General features: G+C 64.6%; 25 protein-coding genes. 10 read left to right on the top strand and 15 right to left on the bottom strand.

Features of this window, described 5'->3' with window-relative positions; translation table 11 throughout:
- Positions 1–3: 3 nt before the first annotated feature.
- Genes SPISAL_RS06165 through SPISAL_RS06155 form a run of 4 tightly spaced genes read right to left on the bottom strand, consistent with a single transcriptional unit; the run spans position 4 to position 3,387 of the window.
- On the bottom strand, positions 4–1,797 hold the full coding sequence (locus SPISAL_RS06165) for an SLC13 family permease (protein ID WP_016353615.1): 1,794 nt from the start codon (positions 1,795–1,797) through the stop codon (positions 4–6).
- Positions 1,798–1,817: 20 nt separating this feature from the next.
- On the bottom strand, positions 1,818–2,720 hold the full coding sequence (locus SPISAL_RS06160; RefSeq protein WP_016353614.1) for an ABC transporter substrate-binding protein: 903 nt from the start codon (positions 2,718–2,720) through the stop codon (positions 1,818–1,820).
- Positions 2,717–2,899, bottom strand: coding sequence for a hypothetical protein (locus tag SPISAL_RS08940; RefSeq protein ID WP_016353613.1), 183 nt, complete (start codon positions 2,897–2,899; stop codon positions 2,717–2,719). The genes SPISAL_RS06160 and SPISAL_RS08940 overlap by 4 nt, the downstream gene beginning before the upstream one ends.
- Positions 2,900–2,940: 41 nt before the next feature.
- On the bottom strand, positions 2,941–3,387 hold the full coding sequence (locus tag SPISAL_RS06155) for a ProQ/FINO family protein (RefSeq protein ID WP_016353612.1): 447 nt from the start codon (positions 3,385–3,387) through the stop codon (positions 2,941–2,943).
- 130 nt (positions 3,388–3,517) lie between these two features.
- Between SPISAL_RS06155 and SPISAL_RS06150 the strand changes: the two genes are divergently transcribed.
- Genes SPISAL_RS06150 through SPISAL_RS06140 form a run of 3 tightly spaced genes read left to right on the top strand, consistent with a single transcriptional unit; the run spans position 3,518 to position 5,425 of the window.
- Entirely contained in the window at positions 3,518–3,937 is a 420-nt protein-coding gene (locus SPISAL_RS06150) for a hypothetical protein (protein ID WP_016353611.1), read from the top strand.
- A 1-nt stretch (position 3,938) separates the two neighbouring features.
- Positions 3,939–4,619 (top strand): uracil-DNA glycosylase family protein, encoded by a 681-nt coding sequence (locus SPISAL_RS06145; RefSeq protein WP_016353610.1) that lies wholly within the window; start codon positions 3,939–3,941, stop codon positions 4,617–4,619.
- On the top strand, positions 4,616–5,425 hold the full coding sequence (locus SPISAL_RS06140; RefSeq protein ID WP_016353609.1) for a creatininase family protein: 810 nt from the start codon (positions 4,616–4,618) through the stop codon (positions 5,423–5,425). Before SPISAL_RS06145 ends, SPISAL_RS06140 begins: the two co-directional genes overlap by 4 nt.
- Here the strand turns inward: SPISAL_RS06140 and SPISAL_RS06135 are convergent, their stop codons facing one another.
- Entirely contained in the window at positions 5,426–6,538 is a 1,113-nt protein-coding gene (locus tag SPISAL_RS06135) for a GTP cyclohydrolase II (protein WP_016353608.1), read from the bottom strand.
- A gap of 59 nt (positions 6,539–6,597) precedes the next feature.
- Between SPISAL_RS06135 and SPISAL_RS06130 the strand changes: the two genes are divergently transcribed.
- A complete protein-coding gene (locus SPISAL_RS06130; protein ID WP_016353607.1) occupies positions 6,598–7,425 on the top strand; it encodes a RibD family protein in 828 nt (275 codons plus the stop codon).
- On the opposite strand, the gene SPISAL_RS06125 is transcribed toward SPISAL_RS06130, so the two are convergent.
- The 5 genes from SPISAL_RS06125 to SPISAL_RS06105 are packed head-to-tail and all read right to left on the bottom strand — an operon-like array spanning position 7,403 to position 11,510.
- Positions 7,403–8,278, bottom strand: a complete 876-nt coding sequence (locus tag SPISAL_RS06125) for a lysylphosphatidylglycerol synthase transmembrane domain-containing protein (protein ID WP_016353606.1) — start codon at positions 8,276–8,278, stop codon at positions 7,403–7,405. The two genes, SPISAL_RS06130 and SPISAL_RS06125, sit on opposite strands and share 23 nt — an antisense overlap.
- Complete coding sequence (locus tag SPISAL_RS06120; RefSeq protein WP_016353605.1) at positions 8,266–9,078, bottom strand: class I SAM-dependent methyltransferase; 813 nt, start codon at positions 9,076–9,078, stop codon at positions 8,266–8,268. Before SPISAL_RS06120 ends, SPISAL_RS06125 begins: the two co-directional genes overlap by 13 nt.
- Complete coding sequence (locus SPISAL_RS06115; protein ID WP_016353604.1) at positions 9,071–10,129, bottom strand: glycosyltransferase family 4 protein; 1,059 nt, start codon at positions 10,127–10,129, stop codon at positions 9,071–9,073. The genes SPISAL_RS06120 and SPISAL_RS06115 overlap by 8 nt, the downstream gene beginning before the upstream one ends.
- Positions 10,126–10,530, bottom strand: coding sequence for a 6-pyruvoyl trahydropterin synthase family protein (locus SPISAL_RS06110; RefSeq protein WP_016353603.1), 405 nt, complete (start codon positions 10,528–10,530; stop codon positions 10,126–10,128). The genes SPISAL_RS06115 and SPISAL_RS06110 overlap by 4 nt, the downstream gene beginning before the upstream one ends.
- 2 nt (positions 10,531–10,532) lie before the next feature.
- Positions 10,533–11,510: a zinc-dependent alcohol dehydrogenase gene (locus SPISAL_RS06105; protein WP_016353602.1), complete on the bottom strand. Its 978-nt coding sequence runs from the start codon at positions 11,508–11,510 to the stop codon at positions 10,533–10,535.
- 66 nt (positions 11,511–11,576) lie between these two features.
- Between SPISAL_RS06105 and SPISAL_RS06100 the strand changes: the two genes are divergently transcribed.
- Genes SPISAL_RS06100 through rssA form a run of 3 tightly spaced genes read left to right on the top strand, consistent with a single transcriptional unit; the run spans position 11,577 to position 13,881 of the window.
- Positions 11,577–12,302 carry a CDP-alcohol phosphatidyltransferase family protein gene (locus tag SPISAL_RS06100; RefSeq protein ID WP_016353601.1) on the top strand — a complete coding sequence of 242 codons (726 nt, stop codon included), beginning with the start codon at positions 11,577–11,579 and terminating at the stop codon, positions 12,300–12,302.
- Entirely contained in the window at positions 12,302–12,910 is a 609-nt protein-coding gene (locus tag SPISAL_RS06095) for a YceI family protein (RefSeq protein ID WP_016353600.1), read from the top strand. Before SPISAL_RS06100 ends, SPISAL_RS06095 begins: the two co-directional genes overlap by 1 nt.
- Complete coding sequence (rssA, locus tag SPISAL_RS06090) at positions 12,910–13,881, top strand: patatin-like phospholipase RssA (protein WP_016353599.1); 972 nt, start codon at positions 12,910–12,912, stop codon at positions 13,879–13,881. The genes SPISAL_RS06095 and rssA overlap by 1 nt, the downstream gene beginning before the upstream one ends.
- Here the strand turns inward: rssA and SPISAL_RS08695 are convergent.
- Positions 13,878–14,891 (bottom strand): phosphoribulokinase, encoded by a 1,014-nt coding sequence (locus SPISAL_RS08695; protein WP_016353598.1) that lies wholly within the window; start codon positions 14,889–14,891, stop codon positions 13,878–13,880. The two genes, rssA and SPISAL_RS08695, sit on opposite strands and share 4 nt — an antisense overlap.
- 151 nt (positions 14,892–15,042) lie before the next feature.
- Here SPISAL_RS08695 and rraA point away from each other — a divergent pair, with 151 nt between their 5' ends.
- Genes rraA through SPISAL_RS06070 form a run of 3 tightly spaced genes read left to right on the top strand, consistent with a single transcriptional unit; the run spans position 15,043 to position 16,409 of the window.
- Positions 15,043–15,522: a ribonuclease E activity regulator RraA gene (gene rraA, locus SPISAL_RS06080; protein WP_016353597.1), complete on the top strand. Its 480-nt coding sequence runs from the start codon at positions 15,043–15,045 to the stop codon at positions 15,520–15,522.
- A gap of 31 nt (positions 15,523–15,553) precedes the next feature.
- Positions 15,554–16,012, top strand: a complete 459-nt coding sequence (locus SPISAL_RS06075; RefSeq protein ID WP_016353596.1) for a CBS domain-containing protein — start codon at positions 15,554–15,556, stop codon at positions 16,010–16,012.
- Complete coding sequence (locus tag SPISAL_RS06070) at positions 15,990–16,409, top strand: RNA-binding S4 domain-containing protein (RefSeq protein ID WP_016353595.1); 420 nt, start codon at positions 15,990–15,992, stop codon at positions 16,407–16,409. The genes SPISAL_RS06075 and SPISAL_RS06070 overlap by 23 nt, the downstream gene beginning before the upstream one ends.
- On the opposite strand, the gene SPISAL_RS06065 is transcribed toward SPISAL_RS06070, so the two are convergent.
- Genes SPISAL_RS06065 through SPISAL_RS06050 form a run of 4 tightly spaced genes read right to left on the bottom strand, consistent with a single transcriptional unit; the run spans position 16,406 to position 26,227 of the window.
- Positions 16,406–16,870, bottom strand: a complete 465-nt coding sequence (locus tag SPISAL_RS06065) for a GlcG/HbpS family heme-binding protein (RefSeq protein ID WP_016353594.1) — start codon at positions 16,868–16,870, stop codon at positions 16,406–16,408. The two genes, SPISAL_RS06070 and SPISAL_RS06065, sit on opposite strands and share 4 nt — an antisense overlap.
- A gap of 26 nt (positions 16,871–16,896) precedes the next feature.
- Positions 16,897–22,410 carry an excinuclease ABC subunit UvrA gene (gene uvrA / locus SPISAL_RS06060; protein WP_016353593.1) on the bottom strand — a complete coding sequence of 1,838 codons (5,514 nt, stop codon included), beginning with the start codon at positions 22,408–22,410 and terminating at the stop codon, positions 16,897–16,899.
- Positions 22,407–24,419, bottom strand: a complete 2,013-nt coding sequence (locus tag SPISAL_RS06055; RefSeq protein WP_016353592.1) for a GNAT family N-acetyltransferase — start codon at positions 24,417–24,419, stop codon at positions 22,407–22,409. The genes uvrA and SPISAL_RS06055 overlap by 4 nt, the downstream gene beginning before the upstream one ends.
- Positions 24,416–26,227, bottom strand: coding sequence for an ABC transporter ATP-binding protein (locus SPISAL_RS06050; RefSeq protein ID WP_016353591.1), 1,812 nt, complete (start codon positions 26,225–26,227; stop codon positions 24,416–24,418). The genes SPISAL_RS06055 and SPISAL_RS06050 overlap by 4 nt, the downstream gene beginning before the upstream one ends.
- Positions 26,228–26,303 lie beyond the last annotated feature (76 nt).

The following is a 26,303-nucleotide window of genomic DNA, read 5'->3' as shown; positions in this document are numbered from 1 at the left end:
TGATTACTGCAGCGGCCAGACCTGCGGGATGATGGCGATGGCCAGGGCCATGACGAGCAGGTTGAGGGGCAGGCCGAAACGGACATAGTCCAGGAATCGGTAGCCACCCGGGCCATAGACCATCAGGTTGGTCTGATAACCAATCGGGGTGGCAAAGGCCGCTGAGGCCGCCACCATGATGGCCACGACAAAGGGCGTTGGGGAGACCCCGATCATCTCAGCCCCCGCGATGGCGACGGGGAAAATCAGCACTGCGGCCGCGTTGTTCGTGATGGCCTCCGTGGTCAAGGAGGTGAGCAAGTAGATACCAATGAGGGCGAGCAGTGGCTGGTCGGCAGCCAGTGCCATGATTTGCCCGCCAATAAGGGCTGCTGCCCCGCTGTTGCCCATGGCCTCGCCGATGCCCAGGGCGGCGCCAATGACCAGCAAAACGTTCCAGTTGACGTTGCGCACGGCCTCAGACAGATCCACGCACCGCGTCAGCACGAGCGCCACAGCAGCCAGGAGTGCGGCGTTGAGCATGCTGAGCCAGGGGCTGGCGGCCAGGACAACCATGACGGCCAGGATGGGCAGGGCGATGCCTGCTTTGTCATGCGCCGGCGGCGCAGAGTCTTCAATGCCGCTCACCAGATGAAAATCGCGGGCATCCCGCTGGCGCTCGACGAAACTCGCGTGCGTTTCGAGCAGCAAGGTGTCGCCAGGCCGCAGGACGATGTCACCGATCTTGCCGGGTAGTTGGCGTCCGCCACGAGACACCGCGATGACGGCAGCCTGATAGCGCTCCCGAAAGCGACCAGCCCGAATACTTCGGCCGACCAGCGGGCAAGCCTCTGCCACCACCGCTTCGACCAGGCAGCGCTCTCGACGTGGCGCGGTCAAATCGTCGGCGGCTCCGCTCGCCGGTTTGAGGCCGCGCATTCGGTGCAGATCCACCACCGATTCCAGAACGCCGGCAAACACCAGTCGATCGCCTCCCGCCAGTGTCTCGGACGGCGCGACCGCTGGCAGGACCTCGCCGTCGCGCTCGATCTCGGCGAGAAAGAGATCCGGCAGATGGCGAAGCCCAGCCTCCTCGATGGAGCGACCGACGAGTGGCCCATCCGCAGCGACTTCTACCTCAACGGTGTATCGACGCGGGTCCAGGCGCTCGGCTAGCGCGTCCCGCCGGTCCGGTAGAAGCCACGGAGAGGCAAGCAGAATATAGACAAGCCCAAGCACGGTGGCGGGCAGGCCAACCCAGGCCAGGTCGAACAATCCAAGCCCGGTGGATGCCCCGCTCGTGCGGAGCAGGTCATTGATGATCAGATTGGTGCTGGTGCCGATGAGCGTACAGGTACCCCCGAGGATGGCGGCGTAACTCAGCGGGAGATACAACCGCGAGGCTGGGATGCCCAATCGGCGGGCAAGATCGTTCACCACGGGCAGGAAGAGCGCAACGATCGGGGTGTTGTTTAGAAAGGCGCTCAGACCAGCGACCGGCGTCAACAATCGCCATTGCGCTGAGCGGAGTCCGTGGGAGCGATTAATGAGCGGATCGGCAATGCGTGCAATCGCGCCGGTACGGGTCAGCCCGGCCGCAACCACAAAGAGCAGGCCGACGGTCATTAATCCCGTGCTGCCGAAGCCGCTCACCGCTTCGGCGGGAGCGACCAATCGGTCGGTGCCGGTGATCGCGGCGGTCGTCATCAAGACCGCGAGACCCATGAACAGGATCCCCACAGGCGACGCTCTGCCGCTGGCCAGGGCCACCAGCACCAATCCGACCACCGTCAGCGTCAACCAGCCTTCCCAGGCCATGCGGTACTCCTTGTCCGGAACTAGGCGCGGCGCCAGTATCCGGGTGCGGGATCATTTCCGCCACCCTCAAGAATATGCGCCAGGATTTCGATGCCGGTGAAGACTGCGGGTCCGGGGCGACTGAAAAAGCGGTTACTGTCGAGTAAATATACCTCGCCGGCCTGAACTGCCGGTAAGTTTGGCCAGCCAGGGCGACGGGTCAGGGCTGACAGGTTTTGCGCGGCTTGATCCACGTCCATGCCACACGGCAGATGCAGGATGACCTCGGGCGCAAAGTCCAGAATGGACGGCCAGTCGAAGGTGACCGAGTGATCCCCTGGTTGATTCAGCGGCTCACCGCCTGCCTCGAGAATCATGTCGGGGACCCAATGACCGCCCAGATAGAGTGGTTCGGGCCATTCCACCGCCAGCACACGGGGTCTCTGCCTGGGAGAGCGGCGGGCTTGGTGACGTCGCTGCTGGAGGGCGAGTACTCGCTGATCTCCGCGCTCGGGCACGCCGGCGGCGTCGGCCACGGCCTTGATATCCGCCTGCAACCCGTCGAGGTCGCGACCATCCAGGGAGAGCACGGTTGCGTCCCCGATGGCCTCGGCGGTCAGGCTGCCGGGCGTGGCTGCACAAACATCACACAATGACTGCGACAGGATGAGGTCGGGTTGCAGATGGGCGAGTGCCTCGGCATCGGCGCGGAAAAGTGGCTGTCCGGCCGCGATCGTTTCCCGCACCGCGGTATCAATGCGGCCAGGATCGGTGTCACCCGGTTCAATGACGCCAAGGCTTACGCGCGGCCGGTCCATGACATTCGGTGGCTGATCGCATTCGCCCGAGATGCCAACGAGCTGATCGGCCAGCCCCAGGTCACAGACGATTTCTGTGGCCCCTGGCAGGAGCGAGACGATGCGTCTCGGTGATCTGCTGGTCAACGGCGCCGGCGCTGGGCGTCGTGATGGCTGTTGATCCATTCCTGACGATTAATGTGTGACTTGAGCTCCTGGCGCATTCTCGCCTCGAAGGCTCGGGCGTCTAGTTCGGTATCAATTTTCTGTCGCAGGGCGTCCAGGGCCTCACGACTCATTTCGGCTAGGTTGAATTCCCGCTCCACTGACTCGCTCTCGTGCGTTGTGGGTGAGGGGATTGTCCCCTCTATTGATTAAAGTGATCGGCCAGGCGCTGGATCTTTTCCTGGCGCCGTGCCTCAGCGGCCGCTTCTGCTTGCTGGCGCTTGCGCTCAGCAGCTCGGGCCTTCTGTTCTTCACGTCGGGCCTTGGCTACTTCGATGGCCGCGTCGGTGACAGGTTCAACTGGCTGGCCCGTGAGGTCGATGCGCTCGGCACCCGCAACCATGGCGTCGAGATAGGCAGGTGAGCCGGTGTAGCGTGCGAGCGCTTGACGAATGAGCCAGTTGGGTGTTTCGGCCGTTTCCGGGTCAGCATCCAACGCTTCGCGTAGGGCTTGCTGGATGCCGATCGCCAATGGCTTGACGGCTTTGCGCTGCGCCGCGAAGCAATCGGGGAATCTTTTTTGCAGATCCTTGAGAAAAGCCTGGGTGCGCTCTGCACGACGGCGCTTCTGATTCAGCGAATTCGACATAGCCGCTGTCACGACACTCCGCGGTGAAATACCCGAAATCGGATGATACCTCAAGCCTGCATGGGTCAACAGACCGCGCTTGCAGTTGTATGATGTAGGCAATGGCAATCGATCGCGTGGGAGGGATGCGATGGATATCGATTCGATGATCCCTAAAGAGCAGCTGCTGCAAATTCTCGAGGAGTCTCCCTTCGAGCATCTCACCAGCAGTGTCCATGTGATGGATAACGAGCAGGGCAGCGGCCAAGAGCTCGCTGGCGTGTCGATTTACTCCAATGCGCGGGGGTGGACTGCCCAAGTGAATTGGCGTGCGGTGGTCGACGCCGATGAAATTACGCTGCGCGTGGGCGATGGCGACAGCGGTGAACGGGCTTACGAGCTGCGTGATGAGTACCGCTCCCGCCTGAGTGTCGGCGACGAGGAAGGCGACCCCGTCAGCGCGGACGAGGTCTCGGCGCTGGTGGCGCGCTCGCCGTTGGCCAAGAGCTGGGAGGAGGACGTGGTCGGCGTGCTCAAGGAAACCCGGGAGCGGCAGGCGACGCTGCACTGACATGCGGGATCTGCCCGCCGAGCTTCAGGCGCGCTTTGAGGCAGCAGCCCATCAACTCCCCGGGCTGGATCACGCGGTCTACGAACAGGCGCAACGCGATCCACGATCACCGATTTTCGGCCTGGGCGCGGATGATGCAGCGATTGCCTTTTTCGGGCGCGATCCTGGGCGTGATGAGGTGCACGCCGGGGTGCCGTTCATCGGCACGGGCGGTCGACAGGTCCGACGGGTATTGCATCAGCGCCAGCACGGCGATGAGCTCACCGATCGCGCTGCGGCCATTGCAGCCGGTGAGCCGTATTTCTGGGCGAACACCGTGCCTTATAAACCCCTCGGCAATAAGGCGTGGTCAATGGCTATCAAGCGGCAATTCCAGCCGTTGGTGGCGACAGTACTGCATGACTGCTGGTCCGGCTCGCAGGTGATCACGCTCGGGCGTGAGGCGTTTTTCTGGTTTGGCATTGGCCAAACACCGGATGTGCGGGCTCGGCTCGAGGCACACTGGGCTGATCCGCAGCGGTTCGAGACCAGCCCGGCCATCTCGCATGCCGGCCCGGATGGGGTCGTCCGAACGCTCACCCTGCACCCACTTCCGCATCCATCGCCGCTGAATGCGACCTGGTTCAAGCGCTTTCCAGGGCTGCTTGCGGCCCGTCTCGAGACCCTGGAGGGCCTGTCATGAGCGTGATGAACTGGCGTGATCTCACAGCAGAAGCGCTGGCGAGCGAAGTGGATGCGCAGACGGTGGCTGTGCTGCCGCTGGGCGCGACAGAGCAGCATGGCCCGCATTTGCCTCTGGGCACGGATACCGTGATTGCGGACGGTCTGGTCGATTCGGCGCTGAAGGCGTTGCCGATGGGGTTGTCGGTGCTACGACTGCCCACGCTTTCGTTGGGTCAGAGCCTCGAGCACACGGCGTATCCCGGCACGTTAACGCTCTCCTCAACGACCTTTCAGGGCATGCTGAATGACCTGGGTGACGCCGTGGCCCGGGCGGGCTGTCGACGGCTGGTCTTGTTCTCAAGCCATGGCGGTAATCTGGCTGACGCGGAAACGATGGCGTTGGCGCTGCGGGCTCGGCATGCCATGTTGGTGGTGAAGGCCTGTTATTTTGATTTCCCTCCGCCCGCAACCGACCTCCTACCCGAGCGTGAGCAACGCGAGGGCCTTCACGGGGGCGCCCTGGAAACGGCCCTGATGCTGCACTACGCCCCGGAGCAGGTCATCACGGCTGAGGCCAGTCACTGGCCATCCGTGGACTATACGGCTCTGGCGGATTATCGCTGGCTGGGGGCAGAGTCGGGTGCTGGACGCTTCGCCTGGATGGCAGGGGATCTCAATGCCGCGGGCGTTAGCGGCAACGCGACACTCGCCACCGCGGCAATGGGCAAGGCCCTGGATGGGCACTATGCCGGCATTCTGGCGGAGCTCATCGGCGAAGCCGCCCGATTTCCCCTCAGTGCGTTGCGTGGGTCTGACCCCGAGTAGTCAGGCGCGGCCGTCGGGCCGGCCGTCGGCGAGTACTTCCTCCAGCCAGTGACCGGCGCGGTCGGCTTTGGCCGTGAGGTAGCGCACGTTATGACTGTTCAGGCGTCCATGCAGGGCCTCGCGCCCGGCAATCTGGATACCGGCGGCTTCGAGCGCGGCAATTTTGGCGGGGTTATTGGTCATTAGCCGAACCTGGCGGATGTCGAGATCGCGCAGCATGGCCGCAGCTGCCTCGTAGCGGCGTTCATCCTCGCCGAAGCCGAGCAGCTGGTCCGCATCGACCGTATCAAGGCCGGTATCCTGCAGCCCGTAGGCGCGTAGCTTGTTCGCCAGCCCAATGCCCCGGCCCTCCTGAGCCAGGTACAGCAATATGCCACCGCCTTCCTCGGCAATCGTGGCAGCAGCGCTGCGTAACTGCTCGCCGCAGTCACAGCGCAAGGAGCCAAATAAATCGCCGGTGAGGCAGGCCGAGTGCATCCGCAGGGCGGGGATGCCTGGCCAGGTCTCGGGCTCGCCGATCAGCACGGCGACATGTTCAAGCAGGCCGTCGCGTTCGCGGTACACGATGAATCGTGAGGATTCGGCATCCTCCAGAGGCACGTGGGCTTCACTAATTCGCTCGGGTGTATTCAAAGAGCCGGGCGCCAGGGCCGCGATATCGGGTGCATCCACGCAAAGGATCTCCCCGGTGTCGATTTGATCCCGCAGTTGAGGGGCGTCCGGGTCGGCGGCGATCGCCACGAGCGCTGGCATGAGCCCGGCATGCCGCGTCATTTCGATTGCGGCGTACTCGGCGGCCAGCACCGTGTCGGCGGCATCCAGCCCAGTCGGGTTTTTCATCGCGGCCATCAGCGCCTCCAGTGGTGCGCCGGTCTCCAGGCGGCCGAGGCTGAGCGTGACGGCATCGTCTTCCGGGCGGTCCATGCCAAGTGCGCGGGCGCGATGCCCGGTGATCAGCAGAGCAACGGGCTCGGTGGTCAGGCTACGGATGACACCCAGGCGCTCTTCGTTGAGGTTCTCGACAGCGATCACGAGGCGGCAGCCGCCCTCGCCAGTTACCAGCACCGGCTCTCCCCGTCGCAGGTCAATCAGTGCGCGCCGAATGCGCTGCATAGGAACTCCCTGTCATAAGCGTGTAGCGATAGACCACCAGAGACTGTAACAATTCCGCCATGGACAAACAGGTTTTCAACCCGCCGCTTCATCAGGACCCGCATGCGGCCTGGCGATGGCTGCGCTCCATTTGTCGGGGCGACCGCGATCACGATGCGGATCCCCCCGACGCCACGCCCGCGGACCTGGCGGATTACGAGCCGGCAGAGGCGGCGGGCGTGTTGTGCGATCGTTATGCGCCGCTTGTGGCGTGGCGTGGGTCGAGGCCCCTTGTCGTCGCGCAGCTTGGTCAGAGCCTGGATGGGCGGATTGCCACGGCCAACGGGCATTCGCATTTCGTGACCGGTCCAGCTGACCGAGTCCATTTGCACCGGCTGCGTGCCCTGTCCGATGGGGTCTTGGTGGGCGCAGGGACGGTCGTGGCCGACGATCCACAACTCACCGTGCGAAGCGTCCCTGGCCGTCACCCCGTTCGCATCGTGGTCTGCCCTCGGAATGGTTTGGACCCGACACATCGCGTCTTCACGGGTGGCGAGGCGCCGACCTGGATTATCACCGGCGAGGCGGGGCAGCCACCGTCGGCGGACCGTGTATTCCGCCCACCGGTTGGCGATCCACCTGCCATTCTCAATGCCCTGGCAGCGGCTGGCCTGCAGCGGCTGTTGATTGAGGGCGGTGCAAGAACCGTTTCCGCCTGGCTGGCCGCCGGCCTGATCGATGTGCTGTATCTTACCGTGGCCCCGATCATTATCGGGGCTGGACCGATGGGCCTGCAGCTGCCAGCGATTGATCATATGGACCAAGCCTTGCGCCCGCAGGTGCAGACCTTTCCGCTGGGTCGGGATCGACTCTATCGACTCGGGTTTAGCGCCGAAGCAGAACCATAACGCCGGGAACGCCGGCTAACAGTGAGATGGCACCGTAGAGAATAGCCGCCGCAACGCCCTCGGCAGCGGGCAATCCCGCCATGGGCCAAAGTAAGGCCGCGGCGCTCTCCCGGATGCCCCAGCCCGCAATACTGAGGGGAATCAGCATGGCAAAAAGCACTGGCGGGATCAGCGCGATCCAGAGCATGATGCCGCCGGCGGGGCCTAACGCCATGAGACAGCAGACAAACCCACCCACATAGCCCGCGGCCACGGTAAACGAAGCCATGAGCTGCAGGGGCAATACCCGTCGATTGAACAGACCGCGGGATAGCGCATCCCGCCAGTCTCGCATCCAGTCAGGCGCCGTGCGGGCCCGGCTTAGCCCGGCGCTGATAATCGCCACGAAGCCGATCAGGGCGAGCAACAGCAAAAGGCTCTGGCTGCGGGCGCCAGATGACGCCCAGGGGCTAGAGGCCCATGCCGCCAGCGCCAGAATACCCATGGCGATCTGACCGGACAGGCGCTCGATCACCACGGCCTGAAAGGCTGGGCCATGGCGCGGTAACTGGCGGCCATGGCGCCAGGCGCGTTGAGCATCTCCCAGCACGCCACCCGGCAATGTCTGGTTCACCAGGGTCGCCAGGTAGTACTCACCCAGGGCCACCCGTCTGGTGAGGGGGATGGCCAGATGACCCGCGGTGAATCGCCACCGCCAGGCTGACAGGGTGATCTGCGCGAATCCGAGTGCCAGCGCGGCGAGCAACCAGCGCGTATCGGCGGTTCGCAGCTGCTCGAGGAGTCCATCGCCGAACTGTGATGCCACCAGGGCCAGCAGGGCGATAGAGATGGCCAGGCGAATCAGCGTGGGCATGGCAGGGCAAGCAGATCCTGATGGCCGACGCGCAGCGCCTGGTCGGGCAGCCGCGCGCAACGCGCCTCGTACCAACGCCTGAGGCTTGCCTGGTGCGCTGGGTCCTGGGCTTGTGCCGCGTCCGCCCAGCCAGCCACCAAGGCCTGTTGTAGCGCGGCGTCCGATGGGCCAAGGCACCAGTCACTGGACGCGAGTGACACGCGGTAACCGGCGGCCTGGAAGGCCTCAGCGGCCGCCGCCGGCGCGTCCGGGCCCAGTGCCTGACCCATATCCTTGGTGCCGCGCTGGTGGGCGTTGATGGCCTCGCGAATCCAACCGTCGTCTGGCAGGGGGTCGGCAAACGCTGATCGCCCGTCAACGCTGAGGGCGATCAGCACCGCGACCTGTTGCTCGGCGCACCGATGCGCCAGTGATTCGAGCCACTCGCGACTGACGAGGTCCAGCAGGGCGGATGCCGTGACCAGGTCAACGCTTGGCAGCGAATGCGCGACCAACGTGTCGAGATCCTCGCAGTGCGTCTCAATGTGTGGGGCGGAGCCGGTGTGTGCTGATGGCCAATGCGCGCTGGCCTGAGCTAGGAGGTCGGGATCATGGTCAACCAGTCGCCAGTGCTGAGCCCCCGCCAGTCGCGGTGCCAGATAGCGCAGATTGCTCCCGGAGCCCGCTCCGAGGTCAAGAATACGCAGGCGGCGCTGCCCCGGGAGCGACGCTTGGAGTGCCCCAATCAGTGAGGCCGCGCGCGCGGCATGGTCTGCGGGTTCGCGGAGCGCGAGCCAGTCAGCGGCAAACTGCTCAGGCATCTTGGTTCATCTCCTGGACCAGGGCCATGACGGTGGCAATGGCGGGTTGCCAGTCAGCGAGTGTCTCCCGCGCGATGCGGGCGCCACGAGCCAGTTGGTCATGGCGGTGCGGGTCGGTGATGACCTGCCGCAAGGCGGTGGCCAGAGCGGTGGCATCACCCGGTGGCGTTGCCAGGCCGGCGGTCGGCGGAAGGGTGGTGGCGAGGGCGCCCCCGGTCGTTGTCACGATGGGTAACCCGTGGGCGATGGCTTCGGTGATCACCATGCCATAACCCTCGTAGTGCGAGGGCAGGACGAAGAGATCTGCTGCCTGATAGGCCTGCTCGAGGGCGTCGGCGGACAAGGCACCTGGCAGCGTGATCCGTTCGGTCAGACCATAGCGGCTAATCTGCGCCTTTACCTGTCGTGCAAACGTCGCATCCAGACGGGTATCGCCAATTAAATGGCATTGCCAGTCACAATCCGACAGCTGGTGAAGGGCCTCAACCAGAACATCCTGGCCCTTGCGGGGCGTTATCGACCCGATGCAGAGGAGCTGTACCAGGTCGCCATTCGGGCGGATTCGGACGACATCAGCCCGCTGGACGCCGGGTCGCGCGATGTGAATAGCCCCCCGGTAAAGCCCCAGTTCACGCAAACGGCCCGCGGTAAATTCACTGGTGGCGAGGACGGCGTTGACCGTGGCCAGTGCGGCGCGCTCTTGACGGAGCAGGGCGTCGGCCTGTGTGTGCGACAGACCGGTCTCCTCACCCAGCGGGTGATGAATCAGGGCAATCGTTGGCAGATGCTTCGACTCGGCGGCAAAGCACGCGGGCAGGGCACCGAGGACGAGGCCATCCACCACGATGGGTGTGCCAGGCGGAATCTGGCGGAGCGCTTCTGCGACGGCTGCTTCCGCCGCAGGATCGGCGCCCGGGTATTCACCCGCCAGCTCGTGGACAACAACGGGCTGGCCGGCTTGCCGAAGGCCCTCGACGATGGCGCGGTCGTAACGACTGCCACCGGTTGGGCGGTCGAGCGAACCCGGCACCAGAAAGTGGCAATGGTTCACCCTTTCAGCGATCGCTCATAGGCCGCTGAGGCGACGTGAGACTCGTGCAGGGTAATGCGCAAGCGATCGAGTGTGCGTGCGCTCTCCCCCAGTTCTCCTCGATCGATGGCCTGGGCAAGGGCATCGGCGATGTGCCGGGCGAGGAATTCCGTTGTCGTGTTCTCGCCCGCGAATTCAGGCAGTTCATCCAGATTTTTCAGATTGTAGCGGCCCAGCGTTGCCCGCAGCACCTCGGTAGCCAGTGCGATGTCGATGACAACCCCGTCCGCATCGAGTGCCTCACGGTAAAAGGTCGCGTCGGTGACGTAGGTGGCGCCGTGTAGCGCCTGCGCTGGCCCGAAGGTCTCGCCGCGAAAACTGTGGGCGATCATGAAGTGGTCTCGGACATTGATGCTGTACATGGTCATTCCTCATAACGAATGCGATGGCACAGGCCGTGGCCAGTCGCCACGCTGTCCATAGTGCGGGGCAGTGCCTCGAACGGGCTCTCGCCATCGATTAGCACCGCCCACTCGGAATGCGTGGCCAGCAGGTGTAGCGCAAGCCCCAGGCGGCGCCCGGTATCCCAGCGCGGGCGCATATCCGGGGCAATCTGGCCGACCTGGCTGGAGCGCAGAGTCAGACGGCGGGGGTGAAAATCGCTGCCTAGTGGCACGGAGACCGGCTGGTCGCCATACCAGCTGAGTTCGGTGATAGCCGCCTCATCACCGCCCAGGCGCAGCGCCAGATCAAGACCGGCCTCCGAGCCGCTTGCATGGATCACCTGGTCAACCCCTGGGGTGGCGGTTGCCGGCGTCACGAAAGGTAGACCCAGGGCGCGGGCTAACGACTCACGCTCGGGGTTGGTGTCGACGAGCTCCAGCTGAACGCCCGGTACGGCGTGGCAAAGCGCCGCGGTCAGGGTGCCGACCACGCCCGCCCCGATAACGGTGATGCGCTCGCCGATGCGCGGCATGGCATCCCAGCAGCCATTAATCGCGGTCTCGACATTGGCGGCCAGGACCGCACGCGCCGGGTCGAGTCCGGGGGGCAGCAGGTGGACCTGATCAAGGGGTGCCTGATAGCGGGTCTCATGCGGGTGCAGACAAAACACCGTCTGCCCAATCCATTGCCCTGGGCCCTTTTCGATGACCCCGACGTTGCTGTAGCCGTATTTGACGGGCCCGGGAAACTCCCCCATCTGGCGTGGAGCACGCATCCGGTCTGACTGGCTGGCGGGGACGCGTCCCTGCCATACAAGCGCCTCGGTCCCGCGGGAGATACCGCTGAATAGCGTTCTCACCTGCACCCACCCGGCGGGCAGGTCCGGCAAGGGGCTGGACTGGATTTCGCCGTGGCCTGGTTGGGTGATCCAGAAAGCCTGGCTCGTCGGCTCACTCATGAGTTGCTGATGTCCCGCTCCTGCTAGACTGGCGTCTTCCCGCTGTCGGATGATCGGAGGGTAGCATTGGTTCCCGGACAACCCCACGCCAGTCACCCCGCGATCCTCGTGGATTTGCTGCTCGGTGCCATCCTGCTTGCTGGCGCGGCCGGCGGCTTGCGCATTGGGCTTGGCTTGCCGGCTGGTGTGTTGCCCCTTTCCCTGGTGGCTTACGCCGTCTTGGCCGTTCTGTTGTGGCGCCAGCGCGCCGGCCGCGCAATCACGCAGGCGGATCGGGTGACGCTGGGTCGCGCGACGCTGGTGATGCTCCTGATCGGATTGTTGCCCGGCGCTGAGGCGATGGCAGTGGATCCAGCGCCGATTTTTGCCTTTGCCCTGGCTGCCGCGCTACTGGATGGGGTGGATGGGGCTGTCGCCAGACGGCTTCGTTGTGAGACGCAGGCCGGTGCGCGGTTTGATATGGAGGTGGATGCCGTCCTCCTGGCGGTGCTTGCCCTCTGGGTCTACGCCCTGGATCGTGCGGGCCTTTGGGTCATCCTGATCGGGCTGTGGCGTTATCTTTTTGTGCTGGCTGGATGGGTTCAGCCGGCGTTGGCGCGCCCGTTGCCCGCGTCGCAGCGCCGTCGCGTCATTTGTGGCATTCAGGCTGTCGGGCTCGCGCTGTGCACGGCACCCGGTCTGCCCGTCACGGTGGCCACGCCGACGGCGCTCGCGTTACTGCTGCTTGTGAGTTATTCGTTCATCATCGACGCTGTCACGCTGTGGCGAAATCCGAATCAAGGAGAGCAATAATGCCCTTTATCCGTTATGCCCGATCCGCCCTGCTGAGCACATCAGCATTGGCGATGGCCTTGTCTGCAACGCCGGTATCGGCAGAGCCTGAGCGATTTGTGCTCGATGAAAGCCATGTCAGTGTGGGTTTTCTGGTGGGTCATGCCCGGTTTGCCGACGTGCTTGGGCAGTTCACCGAGGTGTCTGGTGAGTTCCTGTACGACAGCGAATCACAGACCCTCGAGCGCGGTGAGGTGGAGATTGCCGCCGACAGTGTGTTCACCGGCCATGATGAGCGTGATGGTCACATCCGTGGTGGTGACTTCCTGGAAACGGGTGAATATTCGGCGATTCGCTTCAAGGCGAACCGCTACGAGGCAGAAGGCGAGAATACCGGCACGTTACACGGTGATCTCACCATCCGCGGTATCACGCAGCCCATTCGTCTCGAGGCCACGATTAACCGCCGAGATGATCACCCCATCGGCGGCGCTGATACCCTGGGTGCCTCGCTGCGCGGCAGCCTGATGCGCAGCGACTACGGCATGGACTACGCCCTGGAGGGTGATCTGGTCAGTGACCGGATTGAGCTCATCATTGAGTTCGAGGCGGTGCAGCAGGACGGCTGATGCGTTCAGAGCCTGCCCCCACGCACGGAAAAGTCGGCCTCGCACTCGGCGGCGGTGCCGCCCGTGGGTGGGCGCATCTCGGGGTGATTCAGGGCCTGCGGGAAGCGGGCATCAAACCGGATGTGGTGGCTGGCACGTCGGTCGGCGGGCTGGTTGGGGCCATGCTTTGTAGTGATCATCTGGATGCCTTTGAGGCGTGGGTCCGCTCGCTGACGCGCCGCGATGTGATTGGTTTCATGGACTTCGCGTTTGGCAATGGCGGTCTGCTCCAGGGGCGCCGGCTGCTTGCGCATTTCAATGACACCTTCTCGGCGCTTGATTTCGACGCGCTCAAAACACCGCTTGGGGTGGTGGCGACCGAGCTCTATGCCGGTCAGGAGCGCTGGCTGCGCGCGGGTGATCTGGCAACGGCCATGCGGGCGTCCATGGCGTTGCCGGGCGTGTTTACGCCGGTGCAGGTCGATGGCGAGTGGCTCGTCGACGGCGGCCTGGTGAACCCGGTGCCGGTGTCGTTATGCCACGCCATGGGTGCCGATCGGGTGATTGCCGTGAACCTGAGTGGTGGCCTGCTGGGTCGTCGGATTCAGCCGCCAGTCGAGGCAGCGCCCGCCGCCCCTAGCGATCCGGACGAGGCGCCGCACGGGTGGCTGGATCGGCTCAGTCATGGTTTTCGTGACCGGGCGGAGGCGTTGCAGGCGCAGTTTCAGCGGGGCAATGGCGAGACGACACCAGGCGTCTTTGATGTGATCGCCACGTCGGTCAACGTCATGCAGGATCGTATTACCCGCAGTCGGATGGCCGGTGATCCGCCCGATCTTCTGATCAGCCCGCGACTGGCTCATATCGGCTTGCTCGAGCTGCATCGCGGCGATGAGGCCATTGCCGAGGGTTACGATACGATCCAGCAGATGCAGCCGGCGATCGAGGCCTTTGCCCGGGGTGAAGCCGGCGGTGCCGGACCCAGCGTCTAGCGGGTTAATGCCGCCAGGTGGCTGAGGATGGGCCAGGCAATCAGCATCTGGGCAAAGCGCACTGTGGGTGTGCGGTCCGCCGCCGAGGGTGTGTCGCCCGCGGGTGAGTCGACCCCCGCGAAGGCACAGATCTCGCGCTCGAGGGTCTCCAGCGCGGCGGGTGGCATGTAGCCATCAACGTGGAGGACGTTGACGGTTTCGTCGCGAAACCGGCTCGGTACCGTCGCCAGCAAAAAGGGCATGGCCGCCTCGCGGGTCATGTTATTGAGATCGACCGGGAAGTAGAGCGCGGGCTGTTCGCCGGGCCGTGGTTTAACGATGACCTCCAAGTGATGGCAGCTCGGCCCCTCGGGCACTTCAAGACGCCCCAGTGCCAGATCGTCCAGCCCACTCGGGTGTATCCGCAGGATGACGTCGGCGTCCGCCTGCTGACCGGCGATCCAGCGGTCGTACTGGTCCGAGCGCCGTTTGATCTCCGCCTCCACTGCTTCGCCGGCGTATCCGCGCTCGCGCGTGTCGCGTTCGAACTTCCAGATCCGTTTGACGGCTGCGTCGGTGTCGACATAAAGGGCAAAATCCAGCAATTCCCGGAAGCCGCGGTAGAGCGTGTGCAAGCCCTCAACAACGATCACTGGGGTGGGCTCATGCCGACGCGCCGGCAGGAAGCACCCGCGCGTATGGTCGTAGACAGGAATGTCCACCGTTTGGCCGGCCTGTAATGCGCGCAGATGCTCCACTGCCTGGTCCAGGTGGTTCGCGTCGGGGTCAAGCGGGGTCCGGCCGGTCGTCTGACGGGTCGCGCGGTCCTCGCAGTGATAGCCATCGAGGCTGATCTGACTGACGATGTCTCTACCGAGCAGCCACTCAATGCCGCGCGTATAGGTGCTCTTGCCGCTGCCGCTGTCGCCGGCGACGCCAATCAGCAGGGGCTGGCGACGCTCGCGCAGTCGCTGCTCGAGCTGGCCGGCACCGGGAATGGGCTGCGCACGCGTCGCGGGCGTGGGGGGCATGTAGAGCACCTCATTAAAAGGACCCGAATGGGGTGGTGGTTGCGGTGGGTCATTCTCCCGGTCGGCCAGCCCCTGTCAAACCGGGACCAGGCACCCGGTTGCCCGATCGCGCCGAGACGGTTAGCTTTGCCAGGGAACAAAGGAGCTTTCGATGGCGATTAAAACCACCGATCTTTGTGATGAGCATGCCGAGGGGCTGCGGGTCATGGCGCCCCTGTTTGGTAACTACGGTGGCCGGCACGGATTTGCCGGACTGATAGAGACGGTCAAGACGTTCGAAGACAATAGCCGGGTCCGCGAGGTGCTGGAAACACCGGGTGAGGGCCGCGTACTGGTGGTCGATGGGGCGGGGTCGCTTCGGTGTGCGCTCATGGGCGACATGCTGGCGGCCCGGGCCCGGGATAATGGCTGGAGCGGATTGCTGATCTATGGCTGTGTCCGTGACGCTGCGGATCTTGCGGATCTGGATATCGGGATCAAGGCACTGAACACACACCCTTGTCGCAGTCACAAGGGCGGTGAGGGTGAGGTCGGCGTCGTGGTGACGTTTGCCGGGGTGACCGTCTCACCGGGTGAATGGCTCTGCGCGGATCGCGACGGTATTGTGGTGGCACAGGAGCCGCTTGCCTAAGGCGAGCGGATCACCCTGGAGGAGGAGCGTGATGCGTCGAACGGTGAAATCCCTGCTCGGGCCGCGGGCAGGCAATCTGCACGTGCTCGGGCCAGACCATACCGTCCGCGAAGCCGTCTCATTGATGAACCGGAAGAACATCGGGGCCATTCTGATCATGAACCCGGATGACGAGTTGCTGGGCGTGTTTACCGAGCGGGATGTGCTGCGACGCGTTCTCGAGGATCGCCTTGATCCAGACGCCACCGCGCTGGAGGCCGTCATGACCCGTGAGGTGTTCTGGATTGGTCCCGAGGGAACGGTTGAGGATGCAATGGCGCTGGTGAATGAGCACAACGTCCGGCATTTGCCGGTCATGGATGAAGCCCAGGTACTCGGCATGATCTCTGTGCGTGATCTGACCGCGGCCGTGGTGGAAAACCGGGAACTGGAGCTTGCAGATCTGACAAGCTATGTGCATGGCAGCTATGGGGGCCATGTCCAGCGCTGAGTCTGTCCGCCTCGATCGATGGCTCTGGGCGGCGCGTTTTTTCAAAACGCGTCGGCTGGCCATTGAGGCGGTTCGGAGTGGTCGGGTCAGTGTGGATGGCGTGCGGGCGAAGCCCGCGCGGGCACTGCGACCGGGCCAGCGCCTGAGCATCCGCAAAGGGGCTCAGGACTTCGAAGTGGATGTTCTTGATGTATCGGAACAGCGCGGGCCAGCGGCGGTGGCTGAGACGCTGTACCAGGAAACGCCGGAGAGCGCCGAGGCCCGCGAGGCACGCCGAGCCGAGTGGCGGCTGGCCGCGGCGGCTCAGCCAAGGCCCCACCACCGGCCCGAGCGCCGGAGTCGCCGCGAGCTGGCCGCCTTCAAACGCGGTGGCGGCCGCAGCGGCGAGGGTGACTAGTCCGGTGTATCGACACCGGCGCGGTAGCCTGCCGCCTCAATACCGGCAATGGCGCACTCTTCATCGGCGTCAGAGGTGTCACCGCTGACGCCAACGGCACCAATGGCTTCGCCGTTTTCGATGACCAATACCCCACCCGGAACCGGGATGAACTGACCATCCGATGCGGCTGCGACCCCGGCCATGAACGCGTCTCGGCCCTGATTGCGGGCGCCGACGGTGCGGCTGCCAACGCCAATGCCAAGCGCCCCCCAGGCCTTCCCGGCGGCGACCTGCTGGCGGACCACACCGGCGCCATCCTCTCGCTCCATGGCAATCATGTGTCCCCCGCTGTCCAGGACCACCACGGTGAGCGGCATGAACGCGCGCTCCCGGCCACGGCCCAGCGCGGCCTGAATGATCTGGCGGGCGCGGGCTAGCGGTAGGGGCGTATGGAGGCTGAAGACTTCACTTTTTGGCACGGGTCTCTCCTTTGGTTTGGAACAATTCAATGGTCATCCAGAAATTCCGACAGCATGCGGCCGCTGTGGGAATCCGGGTTGCGGCTTACCTGCTCGGGGGTGCCCTGAGCGACAATCTGTCCGCCATCGGCACCGCCTTCCGGGCCGAGGTCGATGAGCCAGTCGGCTTCGGTCAGCACATCCAGATTGTGCTCGATCACCACCACGCTATGGCCTGCGTCCGCGAGGCGGTGTAGCACGGCGATCAAGCGTTCGACATCGGCGATATGCAGACCCACGGTGGGCTCATCGAGAATATACAGCGTTCGCGGCTGGCGACCACGCCCGGTATCGGGCCGTGCTTTCGCCAGCTCGCTGACCAGTTTGATCCGTTGGGCCTCGCCACCGGAGAGCGTTGGACTGGGTTGCCCAAGGGTCAGATACCCCAGGCCGGTGTCGCGTAGGAGCCCGAGCGCATGATGCAGCTTCGAATGGGCCTCAAAAAACGTGACGGCCGTTTCGATGTCCATGTCGAGTACCTCGCCAATGGAGCGGCCACGCCAGGTGACTGCCAGCGTCTCTGGCGTGAAGCGCTGACCGCGACAGCTTTCACAGGGAACGGTGACATCCGGTAGAAAGTTCATTTCAATGCGTCGCATGCCCTGGCCCTCGCATTCCGGGCAGCGGCCTTCGCGTGTGTTGAACGAGAAGCGCCCGGGGCCATAGCCGCGAATGCGCGCCTCCTCGGTCTGCGCGAACAAGCGGCGGATATCATCATAAATGCCCACGTAGGTTGCCGGACACGAGCGCGGCGTTTTGCCAATCGGGGTCTGATCAACTTCAAGCACCCGATCCAGGCCCGCGTGGCCGACGAGCTTGCGACAGCCCGTGGCAGCCCGATTCGGGTCTGCGTGACGGTTGAGTTGCTGGCGCAGGTTGCCGTGCAGGACCTCACGGATCAGCGTGCTCTTGCCGGAACCGGAGACGCCGCTGACGACCGTCAGGCGCCCCAGTGGGATGTGCGCATTCAGGTCTTTGAGGTTGTTGGCCGAGGCGCCCTCAATGACCAGCACGGGTTCCGCATGCGGATCGCGGCGCTCACCGCGCAGCGGATGTGGCATCGGGTGGGCCAGGGCGCGACCGGTGACCGAATCGGGGTTGTCCAGCAGCGCGGGTAGCTGGCCTTCGGCAACGATCCGCCCACCGCGCACGCCGGCGCCGGGGCCGAGATCGATGACATGATCGGCACGCCGAATGGTGTCCTCGTCATGCTCGACAACGACCAGCGTGTTGCCCTTGCGCTCCAGCGCGCCGAGGGTGTCGAGCAGCATGCGATTATCCCGGGCGTGCAGGCCAATCGTGGGCTCGTCCAGGATGTAGCACACCCCCTGCAGATTTGAACCGAGTTGTGCGGCGAGTCGGATGCGTTGCGCCTCACCGCCGGAGAGCGTGGGCGCGGCGCGATCCAGCGTGAGGTAATCGAGCCCCACGGAGGAGAGGAAGCCCAGGCGGCTTCGCAGCTCGCTCAGGATGTCTCGGGCGACTTCGGCCTCGCGGCCCGACAGACGCATGTCATCAAAGAACGCGCGGGCCTCGCGAATGGAAAACTGCCCGTAATCGGCGATCCCGCGATCCATAAACCGCACGGCAAGGGCTTCGGGCCTTAATCGGTGACCGCCACAGGCTGGGCAGGTCACCGGATGCTCGTCCTCATCCGCCCGCCACTGCCGTTCCTCACCGGTCTGTTCCTCATCGAAGCCCGCGAGGACAACACCCGTGCCGAAACAGCGCGGGCACCAGCCATGGCGGGTGTTGTACGAGAAAAGCCGGGGATCCAGTTCAGCAAAGCTTCGCGCGCAGCCCGGGCAGGCGCGTTCGGTGGAGTAGAGGGGGTTCGTGCCATCTGGCGCTGCGACGCGGAGCTGACCGCGGCCATAGCCAAGGGCCCGATCCAGGGCGTCTTCAAGCACGGCCTCTTGCGTCGGGTCTGGCGTGAGTGTGGCCACCGGCAGATCGATGTCGTGTTCCTGGTAGCGATCAAGCCGAGGCCACTCGTCGGTGGGCCGATCGGTGCCGTCTACCCGCAGGACATCAAATCCTTTCCCGGCGGCCCACTGCGCCAGATCGGTGTAGTAGCCCTTACGGGCAATCACCAGCGGCGCCAGCAGGGTAATGGGCTCGCCGCGATGGTGTTCCAGCAGGTGGGCCGCAATCGCCTCGCGGCTTTGCTCGCTGATGGGACGATCGCAGTCCGGGCAGTACTGAGTGCCAAGCTTGACGAACAGCAGGCGCAAGAAGTGGTGAAGTTCGGTCAACGTCGCCACAGTACTTTTGTGTCCGCCACGACTGGTCCGCTGTTCAATCGCAACGGTCGGCGGAATGCCGTAGACGGCATCGACATCGGGTCGGGCAGCGGGCTGCATGAACTGCCGGGCGTAGGCGTTCAACGATTCCAGATAACGGCGCTGGCCTTCGTTGAATAGAATGTCAAAGGCCACGGTGCTTTTGCCCGAGCCTGACAGCCCCGTGATTACCGTCATGCCCTGTTCGGGGATGCGTACATCAATGCCCTTGAGGTTGTGCTCCCTGGCGTTGCGTACCCGGATAGCGCGCTCTCGCGCTGGCGCTGGCGCTGGCGCTGTGGCTGGTGCATCGGCCACGGCGAGCGCGGAGGGGGTGCCGTGATCGCGACTGGCCCGATAGCGCTTCAGGGCGGCCCCCGTGTGGCTGGCCTCACTGGCCATGACGGCACTGGGTGGGCCTTCAGCCAGGCGCTGACCCCCGGCATCGCCGCCCTCGGGGCCAAGATCGACGAGCCAGTCCGAGGCCAGCATGACGTCGAGGTTATGCTCGATCAGGATGACGGAATGGCCGTTGGCAATCAGACGTTCGAGGGCGGTGAGCAGCACGCTGATGTCCGCGAAATGCAGACCGGTGGTGGGTTCATCAAACAAGAATAGTTTGTGGCCGCCGCGGCGTCGGCCCGCCTTTGCCAGATGCCCGGCGAGTTTGAGGCGCTGCGCCTCGCCCCCCGATAGCGTCGGGACAGGCTGACCAAGCTGCATGTAGCCCAAGCCCACAGCGACAAGGGGCTCGAGGCCGCGGAGGATTTCCGGGTAATCGGCAAAGAAGGCGGTCGCCTCATCCACCGTCATCTCAAGACAATCGGCGATGGAGGCCGGGCCGCGCGCCAGGTCGTGAGCCGGCGGCAAGCGGACCTCAAGGACACTGTCGCGGAAGCGCCGGCCATCACAGGTCGGGCAGCGCAAGTAGACATCGGAGAGAAACTGCATCTCCACGTGTTCAAAACCGTTACCGCCGCAGGCCTGGCAGCGGCCATTGCCCGCATTAAAACTGAATGTGCCAGCCGTGTAGCCCCGCTCCTTCGCCAGCGGTTCACGCGCGAAGGCCTTGCGAATGGGGTCGAAGGCGCCAACGTAGCTCGCCGGGTTTGAGCGCGTGGTCCGGCCGATGGCTGATTGATCCACCATGACCACCTCATCGATGGTCTCAGCGCCCAGCAGCGCATCGTGGGCGCCGGGTGGATCGACCGCCTCGCCGAGTTGTTTTCGCAAGGCTCGGTACAGCACGGTCTCCAGCAACGTGGACTTGCCGGAACCCGATACACCCGTCAGACAGACCAGGCGATGCAGGGGCAGGCGGATGTCGATGCCCTGCAAATTGTGTTCTCGGGCGCCCCGAATCTCGAGCCAGGTCTCGGGCTCACCACGCGGTGTCCGGTCTTGGGCGGCCACGGTCTGGCTGCCGCGCAGATACGCCCCGGTCAGGGAGGTCTGGTCGGCGCGCAGTGCCGCTGGCGTGCCATTGAACACGATGTCGCCGCCGGCCCGGCCGGGCCCGGGGCCGATATCCAGGATGCGCTCGGCCGCCTGCATGATGTCCGGATCGTGCTCCACCACGACCAGCGTGTTGCCGGCATCCCGCAGGCGCTGCATAACGCCGGTGATCCGACCGATATCCCGCGGATGCAGGCCGATACTGGGTTCATCCAGTACAAAAAGCGTATTGACCAGTGATGTCCCGAGGGCCGTGGTCAGATTGATGCGCTGGACTTCCCCGCCCGAGAGCGTGCGGGACTGGCGGTCCAGAGTGAGGTAGCCCACGCCGACCTGTTCAAGAAACCCCAGCCGACTGCCGATGGCCTCCATGAGCACCGGGACGGCGTCATCCATTGGCGCAGGCAAGGCAACATCGGCAAAAAAGCGCGCGGTGCGATCAAGCGGCAGCGTCATCAGGTCGTAGACACACAACCCGGGCAGGCCCTGGAACGCCTCCTCTGACACTGTGGTGCCTCGGGGGCGATGCCGTTGGTCCGTGGGCAGCGCTGCCGCGGCTTCCGCATGCCCTCCCAGGCGCCAGAGCAGGGCCTCGGGCTTTAAGCGTGCGCCCTCACAATCAGGGCAGAGGTCGTAGCTGCGATATTTGGAGAGCAGGACCCGGACATGCATCTTGTAGCTCTTGGCCTCGAGCCAGTCGAAGAAGCCCTGGACGCCGTACCAGTCATCCCGGCGTTTCCCGTCGCCTTCCAGTACCCAGCGCCGATCGGCCTCGGGCAGATCTTCCCAGGCGATATCGACGGCCACGCCCTGGCGGCGCGCATGACGGAGGAGGTCTTTCTGGCATTCAGCGGATTTGCCGGACTGCCAGGGCCGGATGGCTCCGTCGCGCAGGCTAAGCCGCGGGTCGGGTATGACCAACCCATAATCGATGCCCATGACCCGGCCGAAGCCGCGGCAGGTCTCGCAGGCGCCAATCGGTGAGTTAAAGGAAAACAGGCTGGGCGTGGGCTCCTGATAATGGCGGTCGCAGTCCGGGCAGTGGAGATCGCTCGAGAAACGATGGGTGACCACGGGCGCCCGCTGGTCATCGAGCTCGACCACCACCAGGCGGCCGCGGCCATGGGTGAATGCCGCTTCGAGCGCCTCGATGATGCGATCACGGCGCTCGGCGGTGAGGCGCACGCGATCCTGAATCACCCGCAGCCCGCCATTGGGGCTGTCTTCGATGCGCGTATAGCCCTGGCGCTCAAGCAGTGCGCGAATCTCTGCGGCCTCGTACTGGGTCGGGATGGCCACATCAAAGGCGATGAGCACGCGCTTGCCTTCGCACCGGCCTTGCAGGCGCTCAAAGATGCCGTCTGCGGTGTCTCGCGTGACCTGCCGACCACAGCCACCGCAGTACAAACGGGCAGCCCGGGCAAAGAGCAATTTCAGATGGTCGTTGAGCTCGGTCATCGTGCCCACGGTGGAGCGTGAGGTGCGCACCGGGTTGGTCTGATCAATGGCGATCGCTGGTGGAATCCCCTCCACGCGATCGGTGGCAGGGCGGTCCATACGGTCCAGAAACTGCCGGGCATAGGGCGAGAATGTCTCGACGTAGCGGCGCTGCCCCTCGGCATACAACGTGTCGAAAGCCAGTGATGACTTGCCGGATCCGGATACACCGGTAATCACGGTGAACTCGCCGGTCGGCAGGTCCAGGTCCAGGTTGCGCAGGTTGTTCTGGCGGGCTCCGCGGATGCGGATGACCTCGTCACTCATGGATCACTCTCCAGCAATTGTTGCGCGATGCATCGCAGGCGGGCGAGTGCCTCGCGACGGCCCGTCACGCCTGCCGCGCTCGCAAGCGCCGCGCTGTCCTGAGGCGCGCGAATGGCCGTCGCCAGCAGGGCATCGTCTAAAGGCGACCACCCATTGTCGACGCCCTGCGCCCGTCGCGCCAGTGCGCCGTGGCTGTCCAGTAATGCACGGTAACCATAGGCAAAGGCGCGCAGATCGGCTTGATCGACGGATTCTGTTGGTGGGTGGGGCGGCAGGTGTCTGGATAGCCGCTCAAAGAGCGGCGTGGGCAGGTCGCAGAGGGCGTGCTGGCGCTGATCGGGCAGGTGCACGGCGACACGCTGCCGCGCCTGGGTGATCAACGACGTCCCCGCCGCGCTGAGTGCCCGCAGCATAATGACGGCGTGACTGGCGCTGCGGGGATCGCGTCGATTACCGACCCGCGCAACGTCCAGTCGACAGGCTCGCCAGAAATCGATGAGCGCTGGGCTGGCGGCAAAGCTTGTCCCCAACCAGTCACACCCGCTCTCACTGGCTGTGTTCGCCAGGGCGTCCACGAGTGCTTGACCGACCCGCTGGCGCTGCCAATCAGGGTGTACGGCGATCCGCTGGATACGCAGCCCCGATTGCCTGGCCGCTTCCCTGATGCCGGCGTGAAACGTCAGAGATTGAGCGATTAAATGACCTGCTGGCCGGCGTCTGCCAAGGTAAACCGCTTCAGCCAGATCAGCGTCCAGCCCCCCTTCCGGGCGGGCTGCCGCGATGCCAATGATCTGCCGGCCCGCGCGCGCGACGACGATCTGCATGGCTGGGTCATCCAGGAGCTGGCGGCAATCCCGCGGTCGGGTTTGATAGTGCCCGGCCACCAGTAGCCCGAAGGCATCGTGCAGATCCGTCTCGTTGCCCGCTAGCGCCTCGGCCGCCATGGGCTCGACGGTCACGGTGGCCCGGGCAGTGCGCGAGTCGGTGGGTTGGGGTTCAGCACTGAGCAGGAGGATGCGATCCGTGAGTGCCTCGAGCGGGTCGTTGAGCGGCCAACGGATCGGTTCGGTTAGATGCAGCCGCTGAAGCGGGCATCCGGCGTCCTCCAGGATCCGAGCCAGGCGCAGCGTCAAGCCGTGGCCGCTGCCCTCATAACCATGCACCGTGCCGGTCAGCACACACCGGGGGTTTTCTCTAACGCGTTGGGCGAGCAGCCCGAGGGGGAGAGCGGCGGCCTCGTCGACCATGAGCAGTCCGTCGTCGGCTGTCACGCGTTCAGGGGCGGTGAAACGGGGCGCAGCTGATCCGGCATGCGCAATCACGCGTTCCACGGCGGCCCGGGATGGCCCGGTTAATCGCACGCTCGGATCGCACAGGGCCTGGGCCGCCAATCCAAGCGCAGCGGATTTGCCCCGACCGCGATCGGCCGTAATCAGCAGCGTGGCCGGCAGGGGGGGCTCGGCTAATGCGGTGATCGCGGCGATGGCGGTCTGTTGATCGTGTGTGGTGACCGGCTGAGCGGTTGACGGTGGAGTTAAGGCGCGTGGGTGCCGGTTGGCCGTTGCAACATCAACGTGCGTGACCGCCGGATCGTCATTCAGGAGCCGGATCAGTCGGGCCAGGAAATGGCCCTGGAAATCGGTCAGGGTGAGGCCATGGGTGAGCAGGGGCTGAAGGGCGGGGTCAGGCTGTTCCGGCCACGCCTCAGCCGGTGGGCTCAGCAAGATGAGGGCACCGCCGCCGCTGATGGTGCCGCTGAGGGCGCCAAAGTCATCCGGATCAAAACCGGCATGGGCATCCAGTACACCGGCCGTCAGGGTTCGCCCGAGGAGCTGGCGGCCCTGCCCGGTGGGCACCACCGACCAGGCTGGTGGCCAGGGCGATGAGGGGGTGCCAATCCAGCCGACCGGCTGTTGATGCTGGGCCCGCAGACAGGCCTCGGCGTGGGCCCGGGTGGCCGCTGCCGCACCAGTGACCCAGATCAGTTCACGGCATGCCGTTGGGCTCACTGGTAGCCCGCCGCCTGTAGTTGGAACAGATGGGCATACTGGCCCTCTCGGGCTAGCAGGCTGTCATGACTGCCCCGCTCAATAATGCGCCCGCCATCGATGACGGCGATTTCATCGGCCATGCGCACGGTCGAGAAACGGTGGGAGATCAGGATGGCCATGCGGTCTCGGGTCAGCTCGCGGAAATGGGCGAAGATCTCCGCCTCTGCCGCCGCGTCCATGGCAGCTGTCGGCTCGTCGAGTACAAGCACGTCGGCCTCCTCACGCATGAACGCCCGCGCCACAGCGATTTTTTGCCACTGTCCGCCGGACAGTTCGCGGCCATCCTTGAACCAGCGTCCCAGCTGGGCGTGGTAGCCACCCGGGATCTCTTCAATGAAGGCATCAGCCAGACCCTGGCGGGCGGCCTGTTGCCAGCGCGCTTCGTCCTGAAAGTGGGTGACGTCGCCGGCACCGATGTTCTCGCCAACGGGGAGCTGGTAGCGCATGAAGTCCTGGAAAATGATTCCGATCCGCTGGCGCAGCGTGGTGCTATCCCAATCGCGAAGATCCGTGCCATCCAGTCGGATACACCCTGCGGAAGGGGTGTAGAGACCTGCCAGTAGCTTGATCAGCGTGGTTTTACCTGAGCCATTTGCGCCGACAAGGGCGAGGGTCTGGCCCGGGGCCAGGTGAAGGTCGATCGACTCGAGCGCGAATTGCTCACTGCCAGGATAGCGAAAGCTAACGCCCTCAAAGCGTAGGCCATCATTAGGGATGGCACCGGTGGTGGCCTCCCCGGTTCCGGTGCTCACCGGCTGTTCCAGGTATTCATACAGGTTGGACAGGTAGAGGTTGTCCTCGTACATGCCGCTAATGGCCGTGAGACTGGCGCTGACAGCGCTCTGGCCCTGGCGGAATACGGCCAGATACATCGTCATCTGCCCGAGCGTGATCGCACCGGCCACGGTGCTCATCACAATCCACGCATAGGTGGCGTAAAACGCCAGCGTCGCAATCAACCCCAGGCCAAAGCCCCACAAATCTCGGCGCAGTGTCAGGCTTCGGTCCTCGCGATAGAGTCGTTCGAAGATGTCGCGATAGCGCTGCAGCAGCAGCGGACCGAGTTGAAAGAGCTTGACCTCCTTGGCGCTGTCCTCTCGAGCAAGGACTGTCTCGAGGTACATCTGCTGACGGGTGTCAGGACTGCGCCAGCGAAAGAGCCGAAAGGCATCGCCGGAGAACTTGGCCTCGGAGAAGAATTGCGGGAGCCCGGCGAGCACGAGGATGGCGACCGCCCAGGGCGAAAACGCAAACAGGAGGCCGGCAAAGCTGGCAAGTGACAGGCCATTCTGGATGAGACCGAAAGTTCGGTTAACGAGGCTGAGAGGGCGGCTTGAGGCCTCGCGACGGGCGCGTGTGAGCTTGTCGTAGAACTCCGAGTCTTCGAAGTCTGCAAGCTGCAGCGTCTGCGCTTTTTCAAGAATCATGACGTTAACGCGCTGGCCGAGCTGCGCGCGCAACAGGGACTGCACGGTCTGGATCGCGCGCTGGCCACCGGCGATGCCCGCGATGATTCCCCCCTCCAGGGCGACGAGCCACAACAGCCGCTCGGGGATGCCGGCATCGGCCTCGATCGCGGCCACGACACCATCGACGATGAGCTGACCGACCCACGCGGCAGCGGCAGGGAGCAGGCCGGCCACGAGCGTTGCGATGGCCAGTATGAACGTGAGTGCGCGGCTCGTTTGCCAGACGAGCTCAATGGCTCGACGGCTATAGCGGAAAACCCCAAGGTATTGCCGCCATGAATGCGGGGATGTTGACATGGCCCCAGTCTACCGGATCGCTTGACTTCCCGATGCCGTTAACGGTTTACTCGGGCTATGTCGATGACAATCAACA

It is taken from the genome of Spiribacter salinus M19-40 (assembly GCF_000319575.2).
GTDB lineage: Bacteria > Pseudomonadota > Gammaproteobacteria > Nitrococcales > Nitrococcaceae > Spiribacter > Spiribacter salinus.
This window is presented reverse-complemented; position numbering and strand designations above follow the sequence as displayed.

Bases quoted from the DNA above. Each gene is read 5' to 3' on its own strand.
- SPISAL_RS06145 (WP_016353610.1), top strand. From the start codon at position 3,939: ATGCGGGATCTGCCCGCCGAGCTTCAGGCGCGCTTTGAGGCAGCAGCC.
- SPISAL_RS08695 (WP_016353598.1), bottom strand. From the start codon at position 14,891: ATGCCCCCCACGCCCGCGACGCGTGCGCAGCCCATTCCCGGTGCCGGC.
- SPISAL_RS06105 (WP_016353602.1), bottom strand. From the start codon at position 11,510: ATGAGTGAGCCGACGAGCCAGGCTTTCTGGATCACCCAACCAGGCCAC.
- SPISAL_RS06075 (WP_016353596.1), top strand. From the start codon at position 15,554: ATGCGTCGAACGGTGAAATCCCTGCTCGGGCCGCGGGCAGGCAATCTG.
- rraA (WP_016353597.1), top strand. From the start codon at position 15,043: ATGGCGATTAAAACCACCGATCTTTGTGATGAGCATGCCGAGGGGCTG.
- SPISAL_RS06150 (WP_016353611.1), top strand. From the start codon at position 3,518: ATGGATATCGATTCGATGATCCCTAAAGAGCAGCTGCTGCAAATTCTC.
- SPISAL_RS06070 (WP_016353595.1), top strand. From the start codon at position 15,990: ATGGGGGCCATGTCCAGCGCTGAGTCTGTCCGCCTCGATCGATGGCTC.
- SPISAL_RS06130 (WP_016353607.1), top strand. From the start codon at position 6,598: ATGGACAAACAGGTTTTCAACCCGCCGCTTCATCAGGACCCGCATGCG.
- SPISAL_RS06050 (WP_016353591.1), bottom strand. From the start codon at position 26,227: ATGTCAACATCCCCGCATTCATGGCGGCAATACCTTGGGGTTTTCCGC.
- SPISAL_RS06140 (WP_016353609.1), top strand. From the start codon at position 4,616: ATGAGCGTGATGAACTGGCGTGATCTCACAGCAGAAGCGCTGGCGAGC.
- SPISAL_RS06125 (WP_016353606.1), bottom strand. From the start codon at position 8,278: ATGCCCACGCTGATTCGCCTGGCCATCTCTATCGCCCTGCTGGCCCTG.
- SPISAL_RS06110 (WP_016353603.1), bottom strand. From the start codon at position 10,530: ATGTACAGCATCAATGTCCGAGACCACTTCATGATCGCCCACAGTTTT.
- uvrA (WP_016353593.1), bottom strand. From the start codon at position 22,410: ATGAGTGACGAGGTCATCCGCATCCGCGGAGCCCGCCAGAACAACCTG.
- SPISAL_RS06120 (WP_016353605.1), bottom strand. From the start codon at position 9,078: ATGCCTGAGCAGTTTGCCGCTGACTGGCTCGCGCTCCGCGAACCCGCA.
- SPISAL_RS06165 (WP_016353615.1), bottom strand. From the start codon at position 1,797: ATGGCCTGGGAAGGCTGGTTGACGCTGACGGTGGTCGGATTGGTGCTG.
- SPISAL_RS06135 (WP_016353608.1), bottom strand. From the start codon at position 6,538: ATGCAGCGCATTCGGCGCGCACTGATTGACCTGCGACGGGGAGAGCCG.
- SPISAL_RS06155 (WP_016353612.1), bottom strand. From the start codon at position 3,387: ATGTCGAATTCGCTGAATCAGAAGCGCCGTCGTGCAGAGCGCACCCAG.
- SPISAL_RS06095 (WP_016353600.1), top strand. From the start codon at position 12,302: ATGCCCTTTATCCGTTATGCCCGATCCGCCCTGCTGAGCACATCAGCA.
- rssA (WP_016353599.1), top strand. From the start codon at position 12,910: ATGCGTTCAGAGCCTGCCCCCACGCACGGAAAAGTCGGCCTCGCACTC.